Genomic DNA, 24231 nt, shown 5'->3' with positions numbered 1-24231 from the left:
ATTGCCGAGGACTGGTCGGCAGTGCCTCGGGCGGCCTGCACCGAGCGTTTGACCTCGGCGATGGTCGGCTGCAACTTGTCGAGGAAGCGGTTGAACCAGCCGGCCAATTCACCCAGTTCGTCCTGCTTCTGGTAGGTCAGGCGGCGGGTCAGGTCGCCTTCGCCGCTGGCAATGTCCTCGAGCATGGCAGCCACGCCGAGGATCGGCCGGGTAACGCCACGGGCCATCAGCCACACCATGAGCAGGCCGGCAATGGCAGCGGCCAGGCCCAGGCCCAATTCCAGCAAGGTGCCGCTGGTATTCAGCGCGTCCAGTTCCTGCTTCAGTGTTTCGGCCGGGCCGGTCAGGGCATTTTCCGGTACATCCAGCAACACGCCCCAAGGTTGTGCGTCGGGGATCGGCCGGAAGGCCGCCAGCACCTTCAAACGCTGCTGGTCGTGGAGGATAGTCATCTTACCATTGGCCAGTTTGCCTACCAGTTCGGCGCCCTTGGCCGGGTCTACCTGGTCGAAGCGCTGGGCCAGCTTGCTGGCATCGGCGCTGTAGCCCGCCAGCAGGCCGACCGGGCTGAGTATGCCGACCGTGGTGCGGCCTTCGTAGAGGCTGCGGCTGGCCTCCTGGCTCAGTGCCTGCAGGCTGTTGAGGTTGATGTCGATGGACAGGGTGGCAATGATCTTGCCGTTGACCGCCAGCGGGAAGACGATGCTGGTCATCAGCACCTGCTGGCCGTCGATGTCATAGAAGTAGGGTTCTACCACGCACACCTTGCCGGTCGTGCGCGGGCATACCCACCAGGTGTTGGCTGGCTGGCCGCTGGGGCCGATCTCGGTGTTGGCCATGTCATGCTCAGGCAGCGCCATGGCGGTCAGCTGGCCGGCACGCGGCTGCGACCAGTACAGGGCAAAGCGACCGGTTTCGTTGCTGCCCAGCTCTGCCTTGCCGGCGAACAGGCTGTCCTTGCTGTCCAGGGCGTTGGGCTCGAACACCAGCGACAGGCCGAGGAGGTCGGGGTTGGCCTGTAGCGCGGCGCGCACCTGACGGGTCATGTCCTCGCGCAGGTCGAAGGCATCGAGAAAGCGCTTTTCGGCCTGCTCGCGCAGGAACAGCACCTGGCGGGCGAAGCCGGCGCCGTACTGGTAGGCATCCATGAACTGGCGGCGGATGTTCAGCGCCTGCACTTCACCCTGCGACTCGATACGCGACTGCGCCGCCTCGGTCAGCATCTGCATGCTGCTGGCCTTGACCAGGTCCGAGCTGTGGTCCATGCGGTACAGCGACAGGCCGACGAGCAAGGTGACGATGCCGGCCAGGCAGAGACCGGCGAGCAGGGTGATCTTCCACTGGATGGAAAGTTGTCGCAAAGGCATGGGGGCGGATCCCTTGTAATAAGAGTGTGGCTTGCGACTGTGTCGGCGGCCTGGGTTTTTTCTTTATTCAAACGTTCAATTTAATTATCAGGTCCGCTGCAAGGCATTGGTAATGTGACGCAACATGGCGCTTTTGACATCTGCCGCCCACTGCTTCAGAGTTCGCGGTTTTTTCCGCCGTAATGAGGTAAGCCAATCATGAATGCAGTGATCGCCGCGGTCGGCATCATGCTGATACTCAGCCTGTCCCGCGTGCACGTGGTCATCGCCCTGATCATCGGCGCCCTGGTCGGTGGGCTGGTGGGTGGCCTGGGTGTCGAAGGCACGCTCAAGGCCTTCAACGGTGGCCTCGGCGGTGGCGCCACGGTGGCGTTGTCCTATGCACTGCTGGGCGCCTTTGCCGTGGCCATCGCCAAGTCTGGTCTGGCCCATGCCCTGGCCGATCGCGCCCTGGTCATGATCGACCGCCAGGGCCATGCCCATGGCGGCAAGGTCAAATGGCTGATGATCGGCCTGATGCTGGTGGTGGCCGTGTCGTCGCAGAACATCCTGCCCATCCACATTGCCTTCATCCCGTTGCTGGTGCCGCCGCTGCTGTACGTGCTGACGCGCCTGCGCATCGACCGCCGGTTGATCGCCTGTGTGATCACCTTTGGTCTGATCACGCCGTACATGTTCCTGCCGGTGGGTTTCGGCAACATCTTCCTCAACGAAATCCTGCTGGCCAACGTCGCCCGCGCGGGTGTCGACGTGAGTGGCGTCAATGTCACCCACGCCATGGCCATCCCGGCTGCCGGTATGCTCGTCGGCCTGTTGCTGGCGGTGTTCATCAGCTATCGCAAAAAGCGTGACTACGACCTGGCGCGTATCGAACAGGTGGAGCAGGTGAGCGTGCAGTACAACCCGCTGACCTTGCTGGTGGCCGGGTTGGCGATCGCTGCTGCCTTTATCGTTCAGTTGCTGTTGGACTCGATGATCATCGGTGCCATGGTTGGCTTCCTGATCTTCTCGCTGTCAGGCATCGTCAAGTGGAAGGATACCGACGACCTGTTCACCGAAGGCATGAAGATGATGGCCATGATTGGTTTCATCATGATTGCCGCGTCCGGTTTTGCCGACGTGATGAAGGCTACCGGTGAGGTGAAGAGCCTGGTGGAAACCTCGGCCCAATGGATCGACCACAGCAAGGGCATCGGCGCCTTGCTGATGCTGTTGGTGGGCCTGCTGGTGACCATGGGGATCGGCTCGTCGTTCTCCACTGTGCCGATCCTGGCCGCGATCTTCGTGCCGCTGTGCGTGCAACTGGGCTTCGACCCGCTGGCCACGGTGTGCATCGTCGGTACTGCCGGTGCGCTGGGGGATGCGGGTTCACCGGCCTCGGACTCGACCCTGGGGCCGACCTCGGGCCTGAACGTGGATGGCCAGCACCACCATATCTGGGACACGGTGGTGCCGACCTTCATCCACTACAACCTGCCGTTGCTGGCGTTCGGCTGGTTGGCGGCAATGACCTTGTAAGGCGGGGAGGGCGTCAGCCCTTGTCGGGGGGCGGCGAGATGCGGTTTAGCACGGTGCTGCCGTCCTTGCTGCGGGTCAGGTAGACCGGCAGCACCTTGGGCAGGTTGTTGACCAGGCGCCCCACTTCACGGGTGTTGTAGATACCGCTGATGCGAATGCGACCGGTACTGGCGTCGGCCAGCTGCAGCGGTGCGTCGAGGTAGCGGTTGATCACCGGCAGCGCTTGTTCCAGGCTCAAGTTGTCGAGCACCAGCTTGCCGCTGCGCCAGGCCAGGCTGTTGCCGTAGTCGTCGCTCTGCTCCAGTTGTGGCTCGAAGTCGCCCTTGTGGTAGCTGGCCTGCATGCCAGGGCCGAGGCGATAGCCGCCGGCGCTGCCATCGCTGGACACCAGCACCGAGCCTTCCACCAGGGTAACCTTGACCTGGTCCTGGTACTTCCACACGTTGAACTGGGTGCCGGTGACACGGGTCTGGCCACGGCCGGCACGCACGATGAACGGGTGGCTGCTGTCGTGCTGCACCTTGAAGAACGCCTCGCCGCGCTTGAGCGTGACCTGGCGCTGGTCTTTGTAGTTGAGGTAGGTGAGCTCGGTGTTGAGGTTGAGCTGCACCGTGCTGCCGTCGCTCAGCTCCACCGTCTGCATGCGGTCACTGGCTTCGAAGTGTTGGTAATGGTTGGGCAGCCAACCCTGCTCCCACCCCATCCAGCCTGCCAGTGGCAGCACTGCCAGGGCAATCGCCGCCGCAGACGCCAGCGGCCGCCAGTTGCGCGGGCGTGCGGCTTGCTTGGCGGGCGGGTTGAAGTCGATGACGGTGGCGTTGCGCGGCAGCAAGTCGGCGGTTTGCCAGATTTCCAGCATCGCCTGGTATTCCTCGGCATGCCGTGGGTCGGCCGCCTGCCAGCGGGCGAATGCCTCGCGCTCGGCCGCCGTGCAATCTTCGGCGTGCAGGCGCATGCACCAGTGCGCGGCGGCGTCGGTGATGGCATCGTCTGGGCTGGGATTGAGGCGGTCGTGGTTCATTGCGGCTCCGGGTTTTGCGCATTCTACCCTTGCAGAAGGGCCCCCGAGAACCGGCGTAATGGCGAATGACTATCAGTTGTGCCGGTTTTTCGTCGGTTTTGCAACGGTTTTTCAGCGTCTGAGAACCCTTCGCGTACAAGAATGCAGGCTGAAATCCACGGGGCTGCTGCGCAGCCCATCGCGACAAAGGCCGCCCCCACAAGGGACTGCGCGTCTATTGTGGGGGCGGCCCTATGTCGCGCTAGGGACGCCAAGCGCCCCCAGGGCCTTTCAGAACTGTGCTGCCTCCAACCCATAAAGGCTGTCGCTGCCCGCTCTGATGCTGGCCTCCAGCCCTAACCCGCGCGGCAATACCCGCTGGTAGAAGAACGCCGCACACGCAAGCTTGGCCCCATGAAACGTTTCGTCCTCATCACGCTTGGCCAACGCCACCGCCGCCATTCGCGCCCACATATAGGCATATGCGGTAAGCCCGAACAGTTGCAGATACTCGACTGCCACTGCGCTGACCAGGTTGGCATCCGCGCCGGCCCGCGCCCGTAGCCAGGCGCTGGTAGCCTCCAACCGCGCCAGGCTTGCCTGCAGTGCCTCGCGGTGCAATGGCGCATCCACACTGAACGCTCGTACTTCGGCGGCAAAGCTGGCCAACGCCTGACCGCCGTCGGCCAGCACTTTGCGCCCGAGCAGATCAAGGGCCTGAATACCGTTGGTGCCTTCATAGATTTGCGCAATCCGCACGTCGCGCACTCGCTGCTCCTGGCCCCATTCGCGGATGTAGCCGTGGCCGCCGTACACTTGCTGGCCCAGCACGCAGCTTTCCAGGCCGTTGTCGGTGAAGAATGCCTTGGCCACTGGTGTCAGCAGCGCCACCAGGCGCTGGGCATGTTCGCGCTCGCCGGCGTCTTCGGCATAGCGCGCCAGGTCCAACTGTTGGCCAACGTAGGCGGCGAACGCCCGGCCACCTTCGGTGAGGGTGCGCATGGTCAGCAGCATGCGCCGTACATCGCCGTGGTGGATGATCGGGTCGGCAGCCTTGTCCTGCGCCTGTGGGCCGCTAGCGGCGCGGCTCTGCAGGCGCTCGTTGGCGTAGCGGGCGGCGCTCTGGTAGGACGCCTCGGCGCAGCCGATGCCTTGTATGCCGATGGACAGACGCTCGTAGTTCATCATGGTGAACATCGCCGCCAAACCTTTGTTGGGTTCGCCCACCAGGTAACCGAAGGCACCATCGAAATTCATTACACAGGTCGCCGAGGCTTTGATGCCCATCTTGTGCTCGATCGAGCCGCAGTGGGCGGCGTTACGCGCGCCTAGCTGGCCATTGGCCTCGACCTGGTACTTGGGCACCAGAAACAGCGAGATGCCCTTGGCGCCGGCGGGTGCGTCGGGCAGCTTGGCCAGCACCAGGTGGACGATGTTCTCGGTCAGGTCCTGCTCGCCACCGGTGATGAAGATTTTGCTGCCGCTGATGCGGTAACTGCCATCGGCTTGGGGTTCGGCGCGGGTTCGGATCAGCCCCAGGTCGGTGCCGGCATGGGGTTCGGTCAGGCACATGGTGCCGGCCCAACGGCCTTCGTACAGGGGCGGCAGGTAAGTGGCCTTGAGCGTTTCGCTGGCGTGGGCATCGATTGCCAGGCAGCTGCCGGCGCTCAACGCCGAATACAGGCTGAAGCTGCAGTCGGCGGCGTAGAGCATTTCCTCGAACAGCACGCCGAGCATCTTCGGCATGCCCATGCCGCCGTATTCCGGGTTGCCACCCAGGCCGACCCAGCCACCTTCGCGGTAGGTGTTCCAAGCCTCGCGGAAGCCGTCGGGGGTGGTAACCACGCCTGCGTCGAAGTGCACGCCTTGCTCGTCACCGTTGCGGCTGAGCGGGGCGATCAACTGGGCGGTGACTTTGGCGGCTTCCTCGAGGATGGCGTCGGCGGTATCGGCGTCGATGCGCTCGGCCAGGGCGGGCAGGCGGGCCCACAGGGCCGGGGCGTTGAATACGTCATGCAGGACGAAGCGCATGTCACGCAGGGGGGCGGAATAGGTAGTCATCGTTGGCTCTTGAAGGAGGAAGTCAGGGTCGGCTCTTCGCGGGCAAGCCCGCGAAGAAGCGGCTGCGCTTTCAGAGGGCCTTGGCCCGGTCGCGCAGCACGTACTTCTGGATCTTGCCGGTGGAGGTTTTGGGCAGCTCACCAAACACCACGGTCTTCGGCACCTTGAACCCGGCCAGGTGCTCGCGGCACCAACTGGTGATATCGGTCTCGCGGGTGTCTTCCCGGCCCGGCTTGAGGGCAACGAAGGCGCACGGCGTTTCGCCCCACTTTTCATCCGGGCGTGCCACCACGGCGGCTTCCAGTACAGCCGGGTGCTTGTAGAGGGCGTCTTCGACCTCGATGGTGGAAATGTTCTCGCCACCGGAAATGATGATGTCCTTGAGCCGGTCCTTGATTTCGACATATCCGTCGGCATGCCATACGGCCAGGTCGCCGGTGTGGAACCAGCCGCCACGGAAGGCTTCGGCGGTGGCTTCAGGGTTTTTCAGGTAGCCCTTCATCACGGTATTGCCGCGCATGAAAATTTCGCCCAGGGTGTTGCCGTCGCGCGGCACCGGCTGGAGGGTTTGCGGGTCGGCGACCATCAGGCCGTCGAGGGTTGGGTAGCGTACGCCCTGGCGCGACTTGATCCGCGCACGCTCGTCCAGCGACAGCGCATCCCATTCGTCATGCCAGGCACACACGGTCACCGGGCCGTAGACCTCGGTCAGGCCGTAGGTGTGGGTGACCTTGATGCCCATTTCCTCCACGGCGCCAATCACCTTGGCCGGCGGCGCGGCACCGGCGACCATGGCCTGCACCGGGTGCTCGATGGCTGCCTTGGCGGCTTCGGGCATGTTGACCAGGGCGTTGAGCACGATTGGCGCCCCGCACAAATGGCTGACCCGGTGCTCGCGGATCAGGGTGAGGATTTTCTGCGGGTCGACCCGACGCAGGAACACATGGGTGCCGGCCAGCGCGGTGATGGTCCAGGGGTAGCACCAGCCGTTGCAGTGGAACATTGGCAGGGTCCACAGGTAAACCGGGCGGTGCCCCATGGCCCAGGTCATCTGGTTGCCCAGTGCGTTCAGGTAAGCGCCGCGGTGGTGGTAGACCACGCCCTTGGGGTTGCCGGTGGTGCCGGAGGTGTAGTTCAGCGAAATGGCCTGCCACTCGTCATCGGGCCATTCCCAGGCAAAGTCCGGGTCCCCTTCGGCAAGCAGGGCTTCATAGTCCAGCTCGCTGACAGCGCGGCCCTCGCCATACTCCGGGTCATCCACATCAATCACCAGCGGCGGGTGTTCGAGCAGCGCCAGGGCGGCTTCGATGACGGCATGGAACTCGCGGTCGGTGATCAGCACCTTGGCCTCGCCGTGCTGCAGCATGAAGGCGATGGCCTCGGCATCCAGGCGCACATTCAAGGTATTGAGCACGGCACCGATCATGGGTACGCCGAAGTGCGCCTCAAGCATGGCCGGGGTGTTGGGTAGCATCACTGCCACAGTGTCGCCACGGCCGATGCCACGGCCAGCCAGGGCACTGGCCAGGCGCAGGCAGCGTTGGTAGGTTTCCTGCCAGTTGCGGCGGATGGCGCCGTGGATGACGGCCGGGTAATTGCCGTATACGGCGGCGGTGCGTTCGATGAAGCTCAGCGGGGTGAGGGCGACATGGTTGACGGCAGCGGGCATCAGGCCCTGGGCATAGATCGACATGCGGTAATCCTGTAAGGGAGGCAGACGCAGCCTGTGCGCTTGGCCCCCGATGGCTGATTGTTAGCTCTGTTCAGGGTGCAGGGAGGCGGACGGTGGGCCGCTCCCTCTGTCGCAGTTTTACGCGAGTCGCTATGGTAGTAGGAATATCGACTATAGCAATATAGTAAAACTACTATAGCAACGAGCCGCCCATCGTGCATAACACTGCCTACCCCTTGCTCGCCAAAGACCCACAACCCAGCCTGTTGCTGGCCAGCGATGCCAGCCCGCTGGCGCTCAACCCAGCCCTGCAGGCCTGGGTTGCCGAAGGCCCGGCGCTGGTCCATTGGCTGCCGGCCAACTGTGCCGCCCTGGTGCGTGCCTGCCTGCGCCAGCATCGGGCGATCAGCGATGTCGAAGTGCAGGTCGGCGAGCGCATCGTGCTGTGGACGTTCATGCCGGATGACCAGGGCCAACAGGTGCTGGGCCGCTGTCGTGATGCCAGTGAAGAGCGCCACGGCGCACGTGAAGCCAGCCGCGCCCGGCGCCTGTACCGGCTGATCATCGAAAACACCACCGACCTGATTTCCCGGCACAGCCCCGATGGCCGTTTTCTCGATGCTTCACCGGCAGCATTTCGCCTGCTCGGCCTGTGGCCCGAGCAACTGCGCGGCATGCCCGTGCACACCCTGCTGCACCCGCGTGAACGGCGCCAGGTACTGCGCCAGGCCGCTGCCGCGCTGGACCAGGACGGCTACCACACCATGACCTGCCGGGTGCGTCAGGCCGCTGGCGGCTACCGCTGGTTCGAAATCGCCAGCCGGGCGATCCGCGAGACCTACACCGGCGCGGTGGTTGAGGTGGTCAGTGTGTCCCGTGACATCACCTTGCGCATCGAAGCGCAGGAAAGCCTGGCACACAGTGCCCGCCTGGCCACCCTGGGCGAACTGGCTTCGGGCATTGCCCATGAGATCAACCAGCCGCTGGCTGCGGTGGTTAACTACGCCAACGCCAGCCAGCGTTACTTGCAGGGACTGGAGCGCGACCCGCAAGCCCGCGAGCGGGTAGGCCAGGGCCTGCAGCGCATCAGCGAGCAGGCCACCCATGCCGCCGAAGTGATCCGCCGCCTGCGCGCCTTTCTACGCAAGGGACCGCGACGCCTGCAGGCACTGGACGTGGCCGAGGTGGCCGGCGAAGCCATGCGCCTGTGCGCCTGGGAAGCCGCGCGTGACCAGGTGCAGGTCGAGCTGCGCATCAGCGCGCAACTGCCCTCGGTGTATGCCGACCGGGTGTTGCTTGAACAGGTGCTGCTCAACCTGTTGCGCAATGCCATCGATGCCAACCGCGAGCTGCACGGGGAAAAACCGTCACGTATCCTGCTCGGCGCCACCCGCGATGGCGAGGGTGTGCTCGTCGAGGTCGCCGACCAGGGCCCGGGCGTATCGCCCGAGTGCCTGGATGAAATCTTCACGCCGTTCACCACCAGCAAAGCCGACGGCCTGGGCCTGGGCTTGAGTATGAGCCGCAGCCTGATCGAAGGCTTTGGTGGCAACCTGTGGGCGCGGGCGGGTGTCGACGGCGGTTTGGTACTGTGCTGCCGGCTGGCGGTCAGCAGGGGTTAGGGAGAGGCTAGGGTGCAAGCGAAAGTGTATGTGGTCGATGACGACCAGGGTATGCGCGACTCGACGGTGTGGCTGCTGCAGTCGGTGGGCCTGCAGGCCTTGCCGTTTGCCAGCGGGCAGGCATTTCTCGACGCCTGCGTGAACGATGCGCCCGCGTGTGTGTTGTTGGACGTGCGCATGCCGGGGTTGGGCGGGTTGGCCGTGCAGCAGGCAATGCGTGAGCGTGGCCTGATGTTGCCGGTGATCTTCGTCAGCGGCCATGCCGATGTGCCGATCGTGGTGCGGGCGTTCAAGGCGGGTGCCTGCGACTTCATCGAAAAGCCCTACAACGACCAGTTGCTGCTCGACAGTGTGCAGGCCGCACTGGAGCACGCCGCGCGGGCACGCCAGGGCGACCAGGCGCTGGCCTTGGTGCAGGTGCGCATCGACGGCCTCACACCGCGTGAGCGTGACGTGTTCGTGCCACTGGTCCAAGGGTTGAGCAACCGCGAGATTGCTGAGCAGTTGGGCATCAGCGTAAAGACCGTGGACCTGTATCGGGGGCGGGTGATGAAACGCTTGCAGGCGGCTAGCCTGGCGGAGCTGGTGGGCATGGCGATTGCCTGCGGGGCGGTCGAGGCGTTGGGCCTGCAAGCGCGCTAGCCGCTTTTGCACGGCCCCTTGCTGGAGCGGCGTATGCCGTAGAAATCATGAAATTTTTCATAGCTAGCTAATCAAAGCTTTGACATTCACTGCCTAGGCAGTAATATTTTTACACAATTACCCGAGCAGTCTTCGATGGCCCATTTCTCTCCCGAAAACTTCCAGAACTGCGCCATCGGCATGTTGCTTGGCCGTGCGGCGATCCTGAAGGACCGCATTCTCGACTGGCACCTCGAATCAGAGGGCGTCACCGCCGCGCAGTTCAAGGTGTTGATCATCGTCACCCAGTACCAGGTGGATACCCCGGCCGAGTTGTGCCGCTACTTGGGCCTGGACAGCGGTTCGATGACCCGCATGCTCGACCGCCTCGAGCAGAAGGAGCTGATCGTGCGCAACCGTTGCGCCGACGACCGGCGCTTGGTGCGCCTGGCGCTCACGGCCGACGGCCAGCGTCTGGCCGACCGCCTGCCAGAAATAGGCGCCGCCGCGATGAACGAGTTGTGCGGCGTGCTGGCACCTGAAGAGCTCAAGACCCTGGAAGGCCTGCTGGCCAAGGTGCTGCTCGGTGCTGGCGACCCGTTGACGATCCGCCGTTTCGGCGACCGTTGAACCCTGTCACGAATTATCCAAGGTATTGTCATGGCCACTCCCGCAGACACCCCGACTCCCTCCGCCGAGCCCTCGCGCAAGCGCAAGGCCTGGCTGCTTGGCCTGCTGTTGCTGCTGATACTTGGTGGTATCGGCACGTGGGCCTGGTACAGCCTGGTCGGCCGCTGGCACGAAAGCACCGACGATGCCTACGTCAATGGCAACGTCGTGGAAATCACCCCACTGGTCACCGGCACTGTGACCAGCATCGGAGCCGATGACGGCGACCTGGTCCATGCCGGCCAGGTGTTGCTGCAATTCGACCCGGCCGACAGCGAGGTGGCCTTGCAGTCCGCCGAAGCCAAGCTGGCGCGCAGTGTGCGCCAGGTCCGCGGGCTGTACAGCAACGTCGACTCGCTCAAGGCCCAGCTGGAAACGCGCCAGGCCGAACTGCGCAAGGCGCAGCAGGACTTCAACCGGCGCAAGGTGCTGGCCGACAGCGGTGCGATTGCCGCAGAAGAGCTGTCCCATGCCCGCGACGACTTGAGCGTGGCCCAGGCCGCCGTCAACAGCGCACGCCAGCAACTCAGCACCAGCAGCGCGCTGGTCGACGACACCGTGGTGTCCTCGCACCCCGAGGTGATGGCTGCCGCAGCCGACTTGCGCCAGGCCTACCTCGACCACGCCCGTACCACCCTGGTCGCGCCGGTCACCGGCTATGTCGCCAAGCGCACCGTGCAGCTGGGCCAGCGCCTGCAGCCGGGCACCGCGACCATGGCGGTAATCCCGCTGGACCAGGTGTGGATCGACGCCAACTTCAAGGAAACCCAGCTGCGTGACATGCGCATTGGCCAGCCCGTGGAAATCAGCGCTGACCTGTACGGCAGCGAGGTCAAGTACAGCGGCACGGTCGACAGCCTTGGCGCGGGTACTGGCAGTGCCTTTGCCTTGCTGCCGGCGCAGAACGCCACCGGTAACTGGATCAAGATCGTCCAGCGTGTACCCGTGCGTATCCACCTCAGCCCCGACCAGCTCAAGGACCACCCGCTGCGGATCGGCCTGTCCACCGTGGTGGAAGTCGACCTGCACGACCAGAGCGGCCCGACCCTGGCCCAGCAGCCACCACAGCAGGCCAGTTACACCACCCAGGTGTATGACCGCCAGCTGGTCGAAGCCGATAACCTGATCACCCAGCTGATTCACGAAAACAGCGCACCCGGCAAGACGGCGCAGCGATGAGCAACAACGCCGCTGCCCAGTTCACGCCGCCAAGCCTGCTGCTGACCACCATCGGCCTGTCGCTGGCGACGTTCATGCAGGTGCTCGACACCACCATCGCCAACGTGGCCTTGCCGACCATTTCCGGCAACCTGGGGGTGAGCTATGAGCAGGGTACCTGGGTTATCACTTCGTTCGCGGTGAGCAACGCCATCGCCTTGCCGTTGACTGGCTGGCTGAGCCGCCGCTTTGGTGAGGTGAAACTGTTCATCTGGGCCACACTGCTGTTCGTGCTGGCTTCGTTCCTGTGCGGTATCGCCCAGTCGATGCCCGAGCTGGTCGGGTTTCGTGTGCTGCAGGGTGTGGTCGCCGGGCCGTTGTACCCGATGACCCAGACGCTGCTGATTGCTGTTTATCCCCCGGCGAAACGGGGGATGGCCCTGGCATTACTGGCGATGGTCACGGTGGTGGCGCCGATTGCCGGGCCAATTCTGGGTGGCTGGATCACTGATAGCTACAGTTGGCCGTGGATCTTCTTCATCAACGTGCCGATCGGCCTGTTCGCTGCCGCGGTGGTGCGTCAGCAGATGCGTACGCGGCCGGTGGTCACCAGTCGTCAACCGATGGACTACATCGGCCTGCTCACGCTGATCATCGGCGTCGGCGCCTTGCAGGTGGTGTTGGATAAAGGCAACGACCTGGACTGGTTCGAGTCATCCTTCATCATCGTCGGCAGCCTGATCTCGGTGGTGTTTCTGGCAGTGTTCGTGATCTGGGAGCTGACCGACCGCCACCCGGTGGTCAATCTACGTTTGTTCGTGCATCGAAACTTCCGCGTCGGCACCATCGTGCTGGTCGGGGGGTATGCCGGGTTCTTCGGTATCAACCTGATCCTGCCGCAGTGGTTGCAGACGCAGATGGGCTACACCGCGACCTGGGCGGGCCTGGCGGTGGCGCCGATTGGCTTGCTGCCGGTGATCATGTCGCCTTTCGTGGGCAAGTATGCGCACCGGTTCGACTTGCGGGTGCTGGCGGGGCTGGCGTTCCTGGCGATCGGTACCAGTTGTTACATGCGCGCGGGGTTCACCAGTGAAGTGGACTTCCAGCATGTGGCCTTGGTGCAGTTGTTCATGGGTATTGGGGTGGCGTTGTTCTTTATGCCGACCTTGAGCATTCTGCTGTCCGACCTGCCGCCGCACCAGATTGCCGATGGTTCTGGGCTGGCGACGTTCCTGCGCACCTTGGGCGGGAGTTTTGCGGCTTCGTTGACGACGTGGATCTGGATTCGCCGGGCGGACCAGCATCATGCCTACCTGAGCGAGAACATCAGCCAGTTCGACCCGGCGACGCGGCATACACTTGAGCAGTTGGGTGGGGCCAGCCCGCAGAGCTATGCGCAACTGGAGCAGATACTCAATGGGCAGGCTTACATGATGTCCACGGTGGACTACTTCACTTTGATGACCTGGGTGTTTGCTGGGTTGATTCTGTTGGTGTGGTTTGCCAAGCCACCGTTTACGGCCAAGGCGGGGCCGGCGTCGGCTGGGCATTGAGCACGTACACGATTAGATTCAAACGCTCTTGCTCTTGCTCTTGCTCTTGCTCTTGCTCTTGCTCTTGCTCTTGCTTCGGCGTTTGCTTCTAAGCGCGTGATAGTCCAGGCGACGATCTGCGTGAATGAATGTTTACTCGGTGTGAAGGCCCACATCCAAGAAGCAAGAAGCAGAGTTTGTCTGTTTTGACCCGGCGCACAGTCCGTTTGCGATGGCGACACTGACTCACCTTTTCGCCCTTACGGCGAGTCACTTTTTGTCAAACGCGACAAAAAGTAACCAAAAAACGCTGCGCTCCCATCATCCGGCCCCTACGCTGCGCTCCGGGGTTCCCCTCACTCCGGCCTTGCTCCCGGGAGGACCGCGCTGCAGGCCCCATCCTGGGGCCCAGCGCTTGACGGGCATCCATGCCCGTCACCTCCCTCCGCAAGGCCTACGTTCGGCCTCCTGAAGTCGCGAAGATCAAGATCAAGATCAAGATCAAGAGCAAGATCAAGAGCCGGAGTGGGGTGGGAATCGGAGGTGGGAGCTGACCTTGGTCATTCCCCTACGTCGCCTTTTCGCCTATTGTCGATCCTCCCTTCCCCAAACGATTGGCACATTCATGGAGAACGTCATCGTCATCACCGGCGGCAGCCGCGGTATCGGCGCCGCCACGGCGTTGCTGGCCGCCCGTCACGGCTACCGCATCTGCATCAATTACCACACCGACGACCAAGCTGCGCAAAACATCCTCGGCCAGGTACGCGCCCTGGGCGCCGAGGCCATTGCCGTGCGCGCCGACGCCAGCGTCGAGGATGAAATCATCCAACTGTTCCAGCGCGTCGACGAAGAACTCGGCCCGGTCACCGCATTGGTCAACAACGCCGGTACCATCGGCCAGCAAAGCCGCGTCGAGGAAATGTCCGAGTTCCGCCTGCTCAAGATCATGAAGACCAACGTCGTCGGCCCCATGCTCTGCGCCAAGCACGCCTTGCTGCGCATGGCGCACCGGCATGGCGGGCAGGGCGGGGCCATCGTCAACGTGTCGTCGATGGCCGCACGGCTTGGTTCACCCAATGAATATGTCGACTATGCAGCCTCCAAGGGCGCGCTCGATACCTTCACCATCGGCCTGGCCAAAGAGGTGGCAGGCGAGGGCGTACGGGTCAATGGCGTACGACCGGGCTATATCCACACCGGTTTCCATGCGCTGTCCGGTGACCCGGATCGCGTCAGCAAGCTCGAACCCGGCTTGCCCATGGGCCGCGGTGGACGCCCCGAGGAAGTGGCCGAGGCCATCCTCTGGCTGCTCTCGGACAAAGCATCCTATTCCACCGGTAGTTTCATCGACCTGAGCGGAGGGCGCTGAACGCGCCCGTCAATCCTCCAGCAGTTCTCGTACCCGCTCGGCCAGCACTTCCAGCTCGAACGGCTTGGTCAGCACCAATGTACCTTGCAGCAACTGGCCGTCGCTGAGCGCCGCGCTTTCGTCGTAGCCAGTGATGAACAACACTTTGATGTCTGGGTAGCGCTCACGGCAGCGTTCGGCCACCTGGCGACCATTCAGGCCGCCCGGCAGGCCGATATCACTCAGCAGCAGGTCTGGCCGTTCGCCACGTTGCAGGTGCGCGAGGGCAGTCGGGCCATTCTCGAAAGCGTCCACTTGGTAGCCCAGCTCCTCCAGCACTTCGCCGACCACCATGCGCAAGGCCGCCTGGTCCTCGATCAGCAGGATTCGCCGTGCCGCCGTGCTGCTTTTTTCAAGTCGCGTGTCGCGGGCCTTGGGCGCTGGGGCTTTGGGTTGCTCATGGTGTCGTGGGAACAGCAGCTCGATTCGTGTACCTTCACCAAGTACGGACAACACGCGCAATTGCCCTCCCGATTGGCGCACGAAGCCGTAAGTCATCGACAACCCCAGGCCGGTGCCCTGGCCGATAGGTTTTGTGGTGAAAAACGGGTCGACTGCGCGCTCCGCCACTTCGGCCGACATGCCTTTACCGTTGTCGACGATGCTTAGCCGCACGTACTCGCCGGCAGGTATCTCCAATGCCTGGGCCTGCGCTTCGTCAATTTGCAGGTTGTCGCCGATGATGTCGATCAAACCACCCGCAGGCATGGCGTCGCGGGCGTTGATGCAAATGTTGAGCAGGGCACTTTCCAGTTGTGGCGGGTCGATGAAGGTCGGCCACAGCTGGCTGGCGAACTGGCTGTTCAGGGTAATTTCCGGGCCTATGGTGCGGCGCAGCAACTCTTCCATGCCGGCCACCAATGTGGCCACCTGCGTGGAGCAGGGTTGCAGGGTCTGCTGGCGGGAGAACGCCAGCAGCCGGTGCACCAGCGAAGAGGCCAGCTGCGCCGAGCCGCTGGACAGCTCCAGCAACGGCTCCAGGGCGTCGAAGCGTGATTGGTCCAGGCGTTGGCGCATCAGTTCCTGAGCGCCGAGTATGCCGCCCAGCAAGTTGTTGAAGTCGTGGGCGATGCCGCCGCTGAGCTGGCCCACGGCTTCCATCTTCTGCGCTTGACGAAGGGCTTCTTCGGCCTTGGCCAAGCGATCCTGCTCTTGCACCCGCTCAGTGATGTCGTAGGCGAACAGAAAGGCCCCTTGTATTTCTCCTTCATGGTCGCGCAGGGCGTTGAAGCGCAGCTCGTAATGGCGCGCCAGGGGCTCCTTGCCGAAGGTGCCGACTTCTACGAACTGCTCACCCGCCAGGGCGCGCTTCCACAAGGTCAGGTTCAGCGCCTGACCGTGAAGCCCATCATCTATCAGATCTGTCAGGCAATCGCCGATTTCCGGGGTTTTCCCAAACAGCAGCTGGAAATCAAGCTTGGCCTGGCGGTTGATGGCCAGCCAGCGCATGTCGTTGTCGAGCACATGCACATTGACCACACTGTGGTCGACCAACTCTGCAAACAAGCGTCGCTCTGCCAGTGCCATGTTCACGCGTTGCTCGAGCTCTTCGTTCAGGCGCTGCAGGGCTTGCTCCGCACGCCGGCGTTCGGTCACGTCCTTGAACAACACGGCTACCTGACGCTTTTCGGCTGGCTCTACGCGAAAAGTGGTTACTGATAGCACATGGCCGGTGGCGACCAGCTCCTGCTCGAAGTGCAGGGGGTCGCCGGTACGAAGTACAGCGCCATAGCGCGCCACCCAGTCATCGGCCTCGTCAGGCACCATCTCGCGCAGCTTCTGCCCGACCACGTTGGGAATACCAGCGTGCTTGGCGTAGGCCGCGTTGGCCAGCACATGCACATAGTCACTCAACGGACCGTGCGGGCCGTCGAAGAATTCGATGATGCAAAAGCCTTCGTCCATGGTGTCGAACAACGACCGGTAAAAGCCCTGATCATGGTCTTGAAGGCTGGCAAGACGTGCTTCCAATAGTGCGTTCTGCCGTTGCAGAGCTTCGACTTGTTGACGCAGGGAGAGCAGGTCGCGGGAGGGCATGCCGTTGTCCGACAAAAAGAGGAGAAGCAAACTTTAACGTGTTCACCTGCTGGCGGATAGACGATCAGCGCTGCGGCGGCGCAATACCCAGCAAGCGGTTTACCCGACTGCAGAAGCTCTGCAGGTCGAACGGTTTGGACAGCAGCTCGGTGCGGCTGTCGGGACGGGTACTGGGCGGGAGCTCGGCAGCGTCATAGCCGGTGATCAGCAATACCGGGGCGTTGGCCTGAAACCCTTGAAACGCCTCTGCCAGCTGATAACCGTCGATACCTCCGGGTAGGCCGACATCTGTGATGAGCAAGTCCGGTAGCGGGCCCGCATGCAGCGCCTCAAGTGCCGGGCGGCCAACGTCGAAAGCCTGTACTTCATGGCCAAGTTCAGTCAGTACTTCGACGAGCACCAAGCGCATGGCGGACTGGTCCTCCACTAGCATGACCCGCTGCACACGGGGGGCGGAAAGCACAACACAGGTTGTGGCTGGCACAGGTGGGTTGTCGGCACTGATGTACTCTTCCTGAGGAAAATACAGGTGAATGCACGTGCCTTGCCCAGCCACGCTTTCGATCTGCAACTGCCCGCCGGACTGGCGGACGAAGCCATAGACCATGGACAGCCCCAGGCCGGTACCTTGTCCGAGCGGTTTGGTGGTGAAGAAGGGTTCAAGGGCTCGCTGCATCACTTCGTTGGACATGCCCATGCCGGTATCGGTGACGCGAATGTGCAAATACCGCCCTGCGGGCAGGTCCAGTTGCCCGGCCTCGGCCACAGCAAGGTCACTGTTTGCACACGAGATGCTGAGGATACCGCCCAAGGGCATGGCATCTCGGGCATTGATGCACAGGTTCAGCAAGGCATTTTCCAGTTGCTGCGGATCGATGCGAATCTGCCACAGTCCGGCCAATGTCTGGTCGTGGAAATCAATGTGAGGACCGGTAGAACTGGCGATCAAGTCTTGCATACCGGCAACCAAGCACTGCACATCGATGGGTTGCGGCATCAGCGTTTGCTGGCGCGAGAAGGCCAGTAGGCGCTGTACCTGCGTGGCGGCGCGTATCGTGGTGTTGCGGCAAAGTTCCAGCATGCGCGCGGTGTCGGCGTGGCGTTGTTCGCGCAAGCGCTGCTCGGCCAGTTCCAGCGCACCTAGCAGGCTGCCCAGCAGGTTATTGAAGTCGTGGGCAATACCACCGGTCAACTGGCCGACCGCTTCCATTTTTTGCGACTGACGCAACGCTTCCTCGGCCTGGCGCAGGCGTTGCTGTTCGGCCGTGCGCTCGGTGATGTCATAGGCGAACATGTAGCCGCCCTGGATGCGTTGCTGAATATCGAGCAACGGATGGCAACGGATTTCGTAATGGCGTGGTGCGTCAACGGGCCCGAGGGTGATGGTGTCGATGAACGCTTCGCCGGCCATTACGCGCGGCCATACCGGGGCCAGACGGTCCATGATGTCGGGTTGGTTGGTCAGAAACTGCGATACGTGGTCGCCAATCTGCGGTACGAAACCTCGGTAACGTTCGAAGGTTTCGCGTGCCGTACGGTTGATGGCCACCAGGCGCATCTTGCGGTCGGCAGCGAATACATTGGCCAGGCTGCTGTCGAGCAGTTCGCCCAGCAGCTTGATGTGTGCTTGTGAGGTGTCTTCGCGCTCTGCCAGGCGCGCCTCCAGCTCTGCGACACGCGCTTGCAACTGGATAATCGACGGAGGCGCGTCTGGTTGCATGGCGAGGGCCCGATGAACGGATCGAGCAACTATAGTCGCCCCTCGGGCCAGTCGCTATCAAAACGAGCGAATGATCCGCCCAAGGGTTTCCATGGCCCGCTCGGCACCGTCGTGCCAGGGGCTGCCGTAGTTCAGGCGGATGCAGTTGCCGAAGCGCCGGGTGGGTGAAAAGATTGGCCCGGGAGCGATACTGATCCCTTGCGCCAAGGCCATGTGGAACAGCTTGAGGGCGTCCATTTGCTCGGGCAGTTCCAGCCATAGGAAGTAGCCGCCAGAGGGCTGGCTGACCCGCGTCTGCGCCGGGAAGTGGCGCGCGATGGCCGCCAGCATGTTGGCCTGCTGGCCTTCCAGGGCGTAGCGCAGTTTGCGCAGGTGGCGGTCGTAGCCGCCGTGTTGCAGGTAGTCGGCGATGGCCGCCTGGGCCGGCATCGAGGCACACAACGAAGTCATCAGTTTCAGCCGCTCGATCTTCTGCGCAAAGCGCCCGGCGGCCACCCAGCCAATGCGATAGCCCGGTGCCAGGCTTTTGGCGAACGAACCGCAGTGCATGACCAGGCCTTGGGTGTCGAAAGCCTTGGCTGGCTTGGGCGCCTGTTGCGAGTAGTACAGCTCGGCGTACACGTCGTCTTCGATCAACGGCACCTGATGGCGTGTCAGCAACTCAACCAAAGCCTGCTTCTTGGCTTCTGGCATGCTCGCACCCACCGGGTTCTGGAAGTTGGTCATGCACCACACGGCTTTAACCGGGTGCTTCTCCAGGGTTTGCGCAAGTACCCCCAGGTCCATGCCCTCGCGCGGGTGCACCGGAATCTCCACGGCCTTGAGCTTGAGCCGCTCCAGCACCTGCAGGCAGGCATAGAAGGCGGGGGCTTCGATCGCGACCAGGTCACCCGGCTGGGTCACTGCCTGCAGGCACAGGTTCAAGGCTTCCAGCGCACCGTTGGTGATCAGCAGCTCTTCCATGGGCAACATCAGCCCGCCGACCATGTAACGCAGTGCGATTTGCCGGCGCAGCTGCGGGTTGCCCGGCGACAGGTCAGTCACCACCATGCGCGGGTCCATGCTGCGGCTGGCGCTGGCCAGCGAGCGCGACAAGCGTTGCAGGGGGAACAGCTCGGGGCTGGGGAAGGCCGAGCCGAACGGTATGGTGTTGGGGTCTTTGATCGAGTCGAGGATGGAGAACACCAACGCGCTGACGTCCACGTCGGTAGACTCGCTGACCGGCTGCAGCGCCTGCGGCTCGCTGAACTGGCGCGGAGCGTGGGCGTTGACGAAATACCCGGAGCGCGGCCGGGCGCGAATCAACCCGCGCCGCTCCAGCAGGTAATAGGCCTGGAACACAGTAGACGGGCTGACCCCGTGGGTCTGGCTGGCGTAGCGCACCGAAGGCACGCGCTGGCCGGGGCCCAGCACCCCGGAGCGAATCAGTTCGGCAATGTCGTCGGCGAAGCGTTCGTAGCGTTTCATTCTGGCCTTCTGTCGAAGCCTGGCAGGCAAGGTGGCGTCAGTGTAAGGGATCAACGGTTCATGGGGGCGACGAAGCGACTGTGCGCCACGCTACGGATAGCGGGGTCGTCACGTTCGCTGATTTCAAAACTCAGCGTCTGCGAGCTGCTGGTCGGGCGTTCGGCGAGCATTGCCACCGACACCGGCAATTCGCTCATTTCACCCGCAGGGATGACCAATGCGGTGTTGCCCTGCAAGGCAAAGCCGTCGGCGTCCACCAGGCGCAGCTCATAATGCTGGGTACGTTCGGTCTTGTTGATGACCTTGAGCAGGTAGATGTTCTCGATCTGGCCCAGGGCGTTTTCACGGAACAGGCCGCGGTCCTTGATCACATCCAGCGACACCATCGGGCGCAACTGCAAGGCCACCACCAGCGCCCCGATCATCACCACCAGTGCAGCGGCGTAGCCCAGCAGGCGCGGGCGTAGCCAGTGAGTGGTACCGCCTTGCAGGCTGTGCTCGGACTTGTAGCCAATCAGGCCGCGGGCGTAACCCATCTTGTCCATCACCCCGTCACAGGCGTCTATGCACGCGGCGCAACCGATGCAGGCCATCTGCAAGCCATCGCGAATGTCGATGCCGGTGGGGCACACCTGCACGCACAAGGTGCAATCGATGCAGTCGCCCAAGCCCTGAGCTTGAACGTCACTGCCTTTCTTGCGGGGGCCACGGGTTTCGCCACGACGCGGGTCATAGGCGACTGCCAGGGTGTCCTTGTCGAACATCACGCTCTGAAAGCGCGCATACGGGCACATATGCAGGCACACGGCATCGCGCAGCAGGCCGGCGTTGATGTAGGTGGCGGCCGTGAAGAACAGAACCCAGAACAACGCCACGCCACCCAGTTGCAGGGTGAACAGCTCTGCAGCCAGTGGCCGGATCGGGGTGAAGTAACCGACGAAGGTCAGCCCGGTGACTACGCCAATGGCCAGCCACAGGCTGTGCTTGAGCGTGCGGCGCGCCAGTTTGTTCAGGCTCCAGGGCGCGGCGGCCAGCTTGATGCGTTGGTTACGGTCACCCTCGGTCACCTTTTCGCACCACATGAACAGCCAGGTCCAGGTACTTTGTGGGCAGCTGTAACCGCACCATACGCGCCCGGCATAGACGGTGATGGCAAACAAGCCAAAGGCGCAGATGATCAGCAGCGCTGACAGCAGGATGAAGTCCTGTGGCCAGAACGTGGCGCCGAAGATATGGAATTTACTGTTGCCCAGGTCCCACAGCACGGCCTGGCGGCCGTTCCAGTTCAGCCAGGCGGTGCCGAAGAACAGCACGAACAGGGCGCCGGCAAAGCCGATGCGCAGGTTGCGGTACAGCCCGGTGAAGCTGCGGGTATGGATGCCGCTGTCGGTGCGTCGCGGTTGGGGGCTGGCTGGGGCGGTGGCGATCTCTGTAAAAGGGATTCTATCGTTCATGGCTCGGTGCTCATCAGGCCTCGATCAGGCATGAGCACTATGGCCTTGAACCTGTTATCAGCACAGGTTCAGGTTTTGCGATAAAAACCATATCAGATTTACCGCTTGGCCCCGCCAGGCCTTAGATTACCGAGCCTGGCACGCTAGCCTTCAGATGCCTGCGGCTATCCACCGCACCCGCCACGGTGAGTGCGTCGGCCTCGGCTTCAGTGATCGGCACACGCTGGCCCGCAAGCAGGGCCACCGACATATGCAACTGTTCGTCGGTGATGATTTCGATATCAGGGCCTTCACCTTCGATGCGCAGGTCTTCGCCGATCAGTGTGCAACGGCGCGTGGTTTCGTCGACTTCAATGGGCATGGGGTGGTCCTCCTGGGGGGGGTTACAGGGTGGACCGCGGTTTGGGGCTGGTTGCTGCATCGGCAGGCTGAGCGGCACTTTGCCCTGTGTGCAGAGGTCAACCATGCAAGCACGATGTTCAGGCAGGGGGCACCACCGCGATGGACGTCATCTGGCAAGCAATCCAGGCCGAGTTCGCCGATGTCACCGATGAGCGCGAGGTTACACAAATCCTTGTGCGCCTGCTGATGGCTGCGGTACTTGGCGCCGTGCTGGGATTCGAGCGTGAACACAAAGGCAAGTCTGCCGGGGTGCGTACCCATATGCTGGTCTCGCTGGGGGCCGCCTTGTTCGTGCTGGCACCCAGTATGGCCGGGGCTGACGAGCAAGCGTTGAGCCGGGTGATCCAGGGCATCGTCGCCGGGATCGGCTTTCTGGGGGCGGGCACCATCCTCAAGGGTAATGGCCAGGACACCAGCCATGTGAAAGGCCTGACTACTGCGGCCGGGTTGTGGATGACAGCAGCCATCGGTACAGCAGCTGGCATGGGCCGCGAAGCCACGGCACTGATCAGCACGGTACTGGCCCTGTTGGTACTGGGCACGATGCCGTTACTGGTAGAGAAGGTCGAAGGGCAGGATGAGGAGAAGCAGAAGGAGGAAGAGGGCAGGAAGCACTGAGGGGAGCCGAAGCTCCCCTCAAAGCGTTGTTGCCTGCTCTTTTTTTATTATTGGGACCGGCCTATTGTTGTTTTTGTCGGCTTGTCCTGGTGTCGCGGGCGACCCCCATGCGGGGTCAAGAGCAAACGTATTTTTTTGAGCGCTGACCTGCTTTCATCATGGCTGATCCGAACCTGGCTGCTGCTACCTTGAGGTAGTTTTATTGTTCTGTGCCAGACCGCGGGGCGTACCCCTGAAAAGCGTGTCGACTCCAAAAAAATCTGCTTGCTACGCCTCTGCCGTGTTGTTCTTGTTATGTCAGAGCCGTTACCTGTTGTTTTTATTGGGTGTCACATTTTTTTTGTTGTTGTACCGAAGATATAGCAGGGTGCGTGCCAACTTTTACAAACCCTTTAAAATCAAGCACTTAGCTTTTTTCGTCAAAACCGCTTGGCCTGAAATTTTGTCGATTTGTTTCCCTGTTACCCGATTTTTTGCTGTGAAACGTGGGGGCGGTAACACTTCACCCACACGTATGTGACACCCGTGTGACTTATTGCGCGCTGCGCGCCCGTGCTACCCGCGACCCGTTGTCGCGGCCCAGCACGCTGCTGATGCGCTGGCCGGCGGCGATCAGCCGGCCCAGGTCGATGCCGGTTTCAATACCCAGCCCTTGCAGCAGGTACACCACGTCTTCACTGGCGATGTTGCCGGTAGCGCCCTTGGCGTAAGGGCAACCGCCCAACCCGGCCACCGAGCTGTCGAACACGCTGATGCCTTCAAGCAGGCTGGCATAGACGTTGGCCAGGGCCTGGCCATAAGTGTCATGGAAGTGCCCGGCCAGTTGCTCGCGCGGTACTTGCGCCGAGACCACCTCGAACAGGCGGCGGGTGTCGCCGGCGGTGCCGGTGCCGATGGTGTCGCCCAGCGAGACCTCGTAGCAGCCCATGTCGTGCAGGGCGCGAGCCACCGGGGCCACCTGCTCGGCACTGACCTTGCCCTCATAAGGGCAGCCGAGCACGCACGACACATACCCACGCACGCGCACACCATGGCTGCGCGCAGCTTCCATGATGGGCTCGAAGCGTTTGAGGCTGTCACTGATCGAGCAATTGATGTTGCGCTGCGAGAACGCTTCGGAGGCCGCAGCGAAAACCGCCACTTCTTTCACCCCGGCAGCCAGGGCGTCCTCGAAGCCGCGCAGGTTCGGCGCCAGCGCTGCATAGGTCACGCCTGGGCGTTGCTGAATGCCGGCGAACACCTCGGCAGAGCCGGCCATCTGCGGCACCCACTTGGGCGAGACGAAACTGCCCACTTCGATATAGGCCAGGCCTGCTTCGGTGAGGTCGTCAACCAGTCGCACCTTGTCGGCGACACTGATGGGCTGGGCTTCGTTCTGCAGGCCGTCGCGGGGGCCTACTTCGACCAGGCGGACGTGTTTGGGCAAGGACATGGCGGGTTTCCTGTGGCGTTCAGCGGTTGTCTTTGTTGTTCAGGGTGGCGGCCAGGGCTTGTTCGCAGCGCTCCTGGGCGGTGTCCAGTTCCAGTTGCATCTGGTGAATGTCGAGCATCTGCTGCTCCAGCTGGGCACGACGCTCGGCGATTTTCGCCAGCATGCTGTTGAGCTGCTTGAGGTTGCCGCTGGTGGGGTCGTACAGCTCGATCAGCTCGCGGCACTCGGCCAAAGAAAAGCCGATGCGCTTGCCGCGCAGGATGAGCTTCAGGCTGACCTTGTCGCGCGGCGAGTAGATACGCTCCAGGCCACGGCGCTCTGGGCTCAACAGGCCCTGTTCCTCGTAGAAGCGAATCGCGCGGGTGGTGATGTCCAGCTCGCGGGACAGGTCGGAGATGCTGTAGGTCTGGGTGCTCATGCTGGGGCTCGGCGTGGGGTATGCGGCTATCCTGAAGGCAGGTTGACGTATA

The 24231-nt window shown here is 62.8% G+C and carries 18 protein-coding genes and 1 pseudogene; 8 read left to right on the top strand and 11 right to left on the bottom strand.

The annotated features are described in order from the left end of the window. Positions 1-80 precede the first annotated feature (80 nt). Positions 81-1046, bottom strand: a pseudogene (locus APH35_RS29830) (PDC sensor domain-containing protein); the annotation flags it as partial. Positions 1047-1565: 519 nt separating this feature from the next. On the opposite strand from APH35_RS29830, the gene APH35_RS03305 reads away from it, so the two are divergent. Further along, positions 1566-2885 (top strand): Na+/H+ antiporter family protein, encoded by a 1320-nt coding sequence (locus tag APH35_RS03305; RefSeq protein ID WP_012272012.1) that lies wholly within the window; start codon positions 1566-1568, stop codon positions 2883-2885. Between the two features lie 13 nt (positions 2886-2898). Here APH35_RS03305 and APH35_RS03300 read toward each other — a convergent pair whose 3' ends face one another. The 3 genes from APH35_RS03300 to APH35_RS03290 form a co-directional block, all read right to left on the bottom strand. After that, complete coding sequence (locus APH35_RS03300; RefSeq protein ID WP_012272013.1) at positions 2899-3906, bottom strand: FecR family protein; 1008 nt, start codon at positions 3904-3906, stop codon at positions 2899-2901. Positions 3907-4176: 270 nt separating this feature from the next. Further along, complete coding sequence (locus tag APH35_RS03295) at positions 4177-5946, bottom strand: acyl-CoA dehydrogenase C-terminal domain-containing protein (protein ID WP_060514199.1); 1770 nt, start codon at positions 5944-5946, stop codon at positions 4177-4179. Between the two features lie 70 nt (positions 5947-6016). Continuing rightward, on the bottom strand, positions 6017-7639 hold the full coding sequence (locus tag APH35_RS03290) for an acyl-CoA synthetase (protein ID WP_012272015.1): 1623 nt from the start codon (positions 7637-7639) through the stop codon (positions 6017-6019). Positions 7640-7833: 194 nt separating this feature from the next. Here APH35_RS03290 and APH35_RS03285 point away from each other — a divergent pair, with 194 nt between their 5' ends. The 6 genes from APH35_RS03285 to APH35_RS03260 all read left to right on the top strand — a co-directional run bounded on the left by APH35_RS03285 (position 7834) and on the right by APH35_RS03260 (position 14592). Continuing rightward, positions 7834-9240 carry a sensor histidine kinase gene (locus APH35_RS03285; protein WP_060514198.1) on the top strand — a complete coding sequence of 469 codons (1407 nt, stop codon included), beginning with the start codon at positions 7834-7836 and terminating at the stop codon, positions 9238-9240. A 12-nt stretch (positions 9241-9252) separates the two neighbouring features. Then, positions 9253-9882: a response regulator transcription factor gene (locus APH35_RS03280; RefSeq protein WP_012272017.1), complete on the top strand. Its 630-nt coding sequence runs from the start codon at positions 9253-9255 to the stop codon at positions 9880-9882. Between the two features lie 135 nt (positions 9883-10017). After that, positions 10018-10491, top strand: a complete 474-nt coding sequence (locus APH35_RS03275) for a MarR family winged helix-turn-helix transcriptional regulator (RefSeq protein ID WP_060514197.1) — start codon at positions 10018-10020, stop codon at positions 10489-10491. Between the two features lie 30 nt (positions 10492-10521). Then, a complete protein-coding gene (locus tag APH35_RS03270; protein ID WP_060514196.1) occupies positions 10522-11709 on the top strand; it encodes an HlyD family secretion protein in 1188 nt (395 codons plus the stop codon). Continuing rightward, a complete protein-coding gene (locus APH35_RS03265; protein ID WP_012272020.1) occupies positions 11706-13241 on the top strand; it encodes a DHA2 family efflux MFS transporter permease subunit in 1536 nt (511 codons plus the stop codon). Before APH35_RS03270 ends, APH35_RS03265 begins: the two co-directional genes overlap by 4 nt. A gap of 604 nt (positions 13242-13845) precedes the next feature. After that, positions 13846-14592, top strand: coding sequence for an SDR family oxidoreductase (locus APH35_RS03260; RefSeq protein WP_012272022.1), 747 nt, complete (start codon positions 13846-13848; stop codon positions 14590-14592). Positions 14593-14601: 9 nt separating this feature from the next. Here APH35_RS03260 and APH35_RS03255 read toward each other — a convergent pair whose 3' ends face one another. The 5 genes from APH35_RS03255 to APH35_RS03235 all read right to left on the bottom strand — a co-directional run bounded on the left by APH35_RS03255 (position 14602) and on the right by APH35_RS03235 (position 21670). Then, the gene (locus APH35_RS03255; protein WP_060514195.1) at positions 14602-16668 is read right to left on the bottom strand and encodes a PAS domain-containing protein; all 2067 of its coding nucleotides are present in this window, start codon (positions 16666-16668) and stop codon (positions 14602-14604) included. A 64-nt stretch (positions 16669-16732) separates the two neighbouring features. Next, positions 16733-18388 carry a PAS domain-containing sensor histidine kinase gene (locus APH35_RS03250; protein ID WP_060514194.1) on the bottom strand — a complete coding sequence of 552 codons (1656 nt, stop codon included), beginning with the start codon at positions 18386-18388 and terminating at the stop codon, positions 16733-16735. Positions 18389-18445: 57 nt separating this feature from the next. Next, positions 18446-19855, bottom strand: a complete 1410-nt coding sequence (gene mapR / locus APH35_RS03245) for a GntR family transcriptional regulator MpaR (RefSeq protein WP_012272025.1) — start codon at positions 19853-19855, stop codon at positions 18446-18448. A 50-nt stretch (positions 19856-19905) separates the two neighbouring features. Beyond that, positions 19906-21309, bottom strand: coding sequence for a cytochrome c oxidase accessory protein CcoG (ccoG, locus tag APH35_RS03240; RefSeq protein ID WP_012272026.1), 1404 nt, complete (start codon positions 21307-21309; stop codon positions 19906-19908). A 121-nt stretch (positions 21310-21430) separates the two neighbouring features. Continuing rightward, positions 21431-21670 (bottom strand): DUF3203 family protein, encoded by a 240-nt coding sequence (locus APH35_RS03235; RefSeq protein WP_012272027.1) that lies wholly within the window; start codon positions 21668-21670, stop codon positions 21431-21433. Between the two features lie 140 nt (positions 21671-21810). On the opposite strand from APH35_RS03235, the gene APH35_RS03230 reads away from it, so the two are divergent. Next, positions 21811-22329: an MgtC/SapB family protein gene (locus APH35_RS03230; RefSeq protein ID WP_003247836.1), complete on the top strand. Its 519-nt coding sequence runs from the start codon at positions 21811-21813 to the stop codon at positions 22327-22329. 532 nt (positions 22330-22861) lie between these two features. On the opposite strand, the gene APH35_RS03225 is transcribed toward APH35_RS03230, so the two are convergent. Next, positions 22862-23761: a hydroxymethylglutaryl-CoA lyase gene (locus APH35_RS03225; protein ID WP_060493452.1), complete on the bottom strand. Its 900-nt coding sequence runs from the start codon at positions 23759-23761 to the stop codon at positions 22862-22864. A 19-nt stretch (positions 23762-23780) separates the two neighbouring features. After that, the gene (locus tag APH35_RS03220; protein ID WP_003247847.1) at positions 23781-24179 is read right to left on the bottom strand and encodes a MerR family transcriptional regulator; all 399 of its coding nucleotides are present in this window, start codon (positions 24177-24179) and stop codon (positions 23781-23783) included. Positions 24180-24231: the final 52 nt, after the last annotated feature.

The organism is Pseudomonas sp. NBRC 111132 (assembly GCF_001320565.1).
Taxonomy (GTDB): domain Bacteria; phylum Pseudomonadota; class Gammaproteobacteria; order Pseudomonadales; family Pseudomonadaceae; genus Aquipseudomonas; species Aquipseudomonas putida_P.
Note: the sequence above shows the minus strand (reverse complement) of the source record. Positions and strands in the feature narration are given on the sequence as shown.

What these genes read in the sequence shown, in the direction of transcription:
- APH35_RS03305 (WP_012272012.1), top strand. Translation starts at nt 1,566, where the DNA reads ATGAATGCAGTGATCGCCGCGGTCGGCATCATGCTGATACTCAGCCTG.
- APH35_RS03300 (WP_012272013.1), bottom strand. Translation starts at nt 3,906, where the DNA reads ATGAACCACGACCGCCTCAATCCCAGCCCAGACGATGCCATCACCGAC.
- APH35_RS03295 (WP_060514199.1), bottom strand. Translation starts at nt 5,946, where the DNA reads ATGACTACCTATTCCGCCCCCCTGCGTGACATGCGCTTCGTCCTGCAT.
- APH35_RS03290 (WP_012272015.1), bottom strand. Translation starts at nt 7,639, where the DNA reads ATGTCGATCTATGCCCAGGGCCTGATGCCCGCTGCCGTCAACCATGTC.
- APH35_RS03275 (WP_060514197.1), top strand. Translation starts at nt 10,018, where the DNA reads ATGGCCCATTTCTCTCCCGAAAACTTCCAGAACTGCGCCATCGGCATG.
- APH35_RS03270 (WP_060514196.1), top strand. Translation starts at nt 10,522, where the DNA reads ATGGCCACTCCCGCAGACACCCCGACTCCCTCCGCCGAGCCCTCGCGC.
- APH35_RS03265 (WP_012272020.1), top strand. Translation starts at nt 11,706, where the DNA reads ATGAGCAACAACGCCGCTGCCCAGTTCACGCCGCCAAGCCTGCTGCTG.
- APH35_RS03260 (WP_012272022.1), top strand. Translation starts at nt 13,846, where the DNA reads ATGGAGAACGTCATCGTCATCACCGGCGGCAGCCGCGGTATCGGCGCC.
- APH35_RS03255 (WP_060514195.1), bottom strand. Translation starts at nt 16,668, where the DNA reads ATGCCCTCCCGCGACCTGCTCTCCCTGCGTCAACAAGTCGAAGCTCTG.
- APH35_RS03250 (WP_060514194.1), bottom strand. Translation starts at nt 18,388, where the DNA reads ATGCAACCAGACGCGCCTCCGTCGATTATCCAGTTGCAAGCGCGTGTC.
- mapR (WP_012272025.1), bottom strand. Translation starts at nt 19,855, where the DNA reads ATGAAACGCTACGAACGCTTCGCCGACGACATTGCCGAACTGATTCGC.
- ccoG (WP_012272026.1), bottom strand. Translation starts at nt 21,309, where the DNA reads ATGAACGATAGAATCCCTTTTACAGAGATCGCCACCGCCCCAGCCAGC.
- APH35_RS03235 (WP_012272027.1), bottom strand. Translation starts at nt 21,670, where the DNA reads ATGCCCATTGAAGTCGACGAAACCACGCGCCGTTGCACACTGATCGGC.
- APH35_RS03230 (WP_003247836.1), top strand. Translation starts at nt 21,811, where the DNA reads ATGGACGTCATCTGGCAAGCAATCCAGGCCGAGTTCGCCGATGTCACC.
- APH35_RS03225 (WP_060493452.1), bottom strand. Translation starts at nt 23,761, where the DNA reads ATGTCCTTGCCCAAACACGTCCGCCTGGTCGAAGTAGGCCCCCGCGAC.
- APH35_RS03220 (WP_003247847.1), bottom strand. Translation starts at nt 24,179, where the DNA reads ATGAGCACCCAGACCTACAGCATCTCCGACCTGTCCCGCGAGCTGGAC.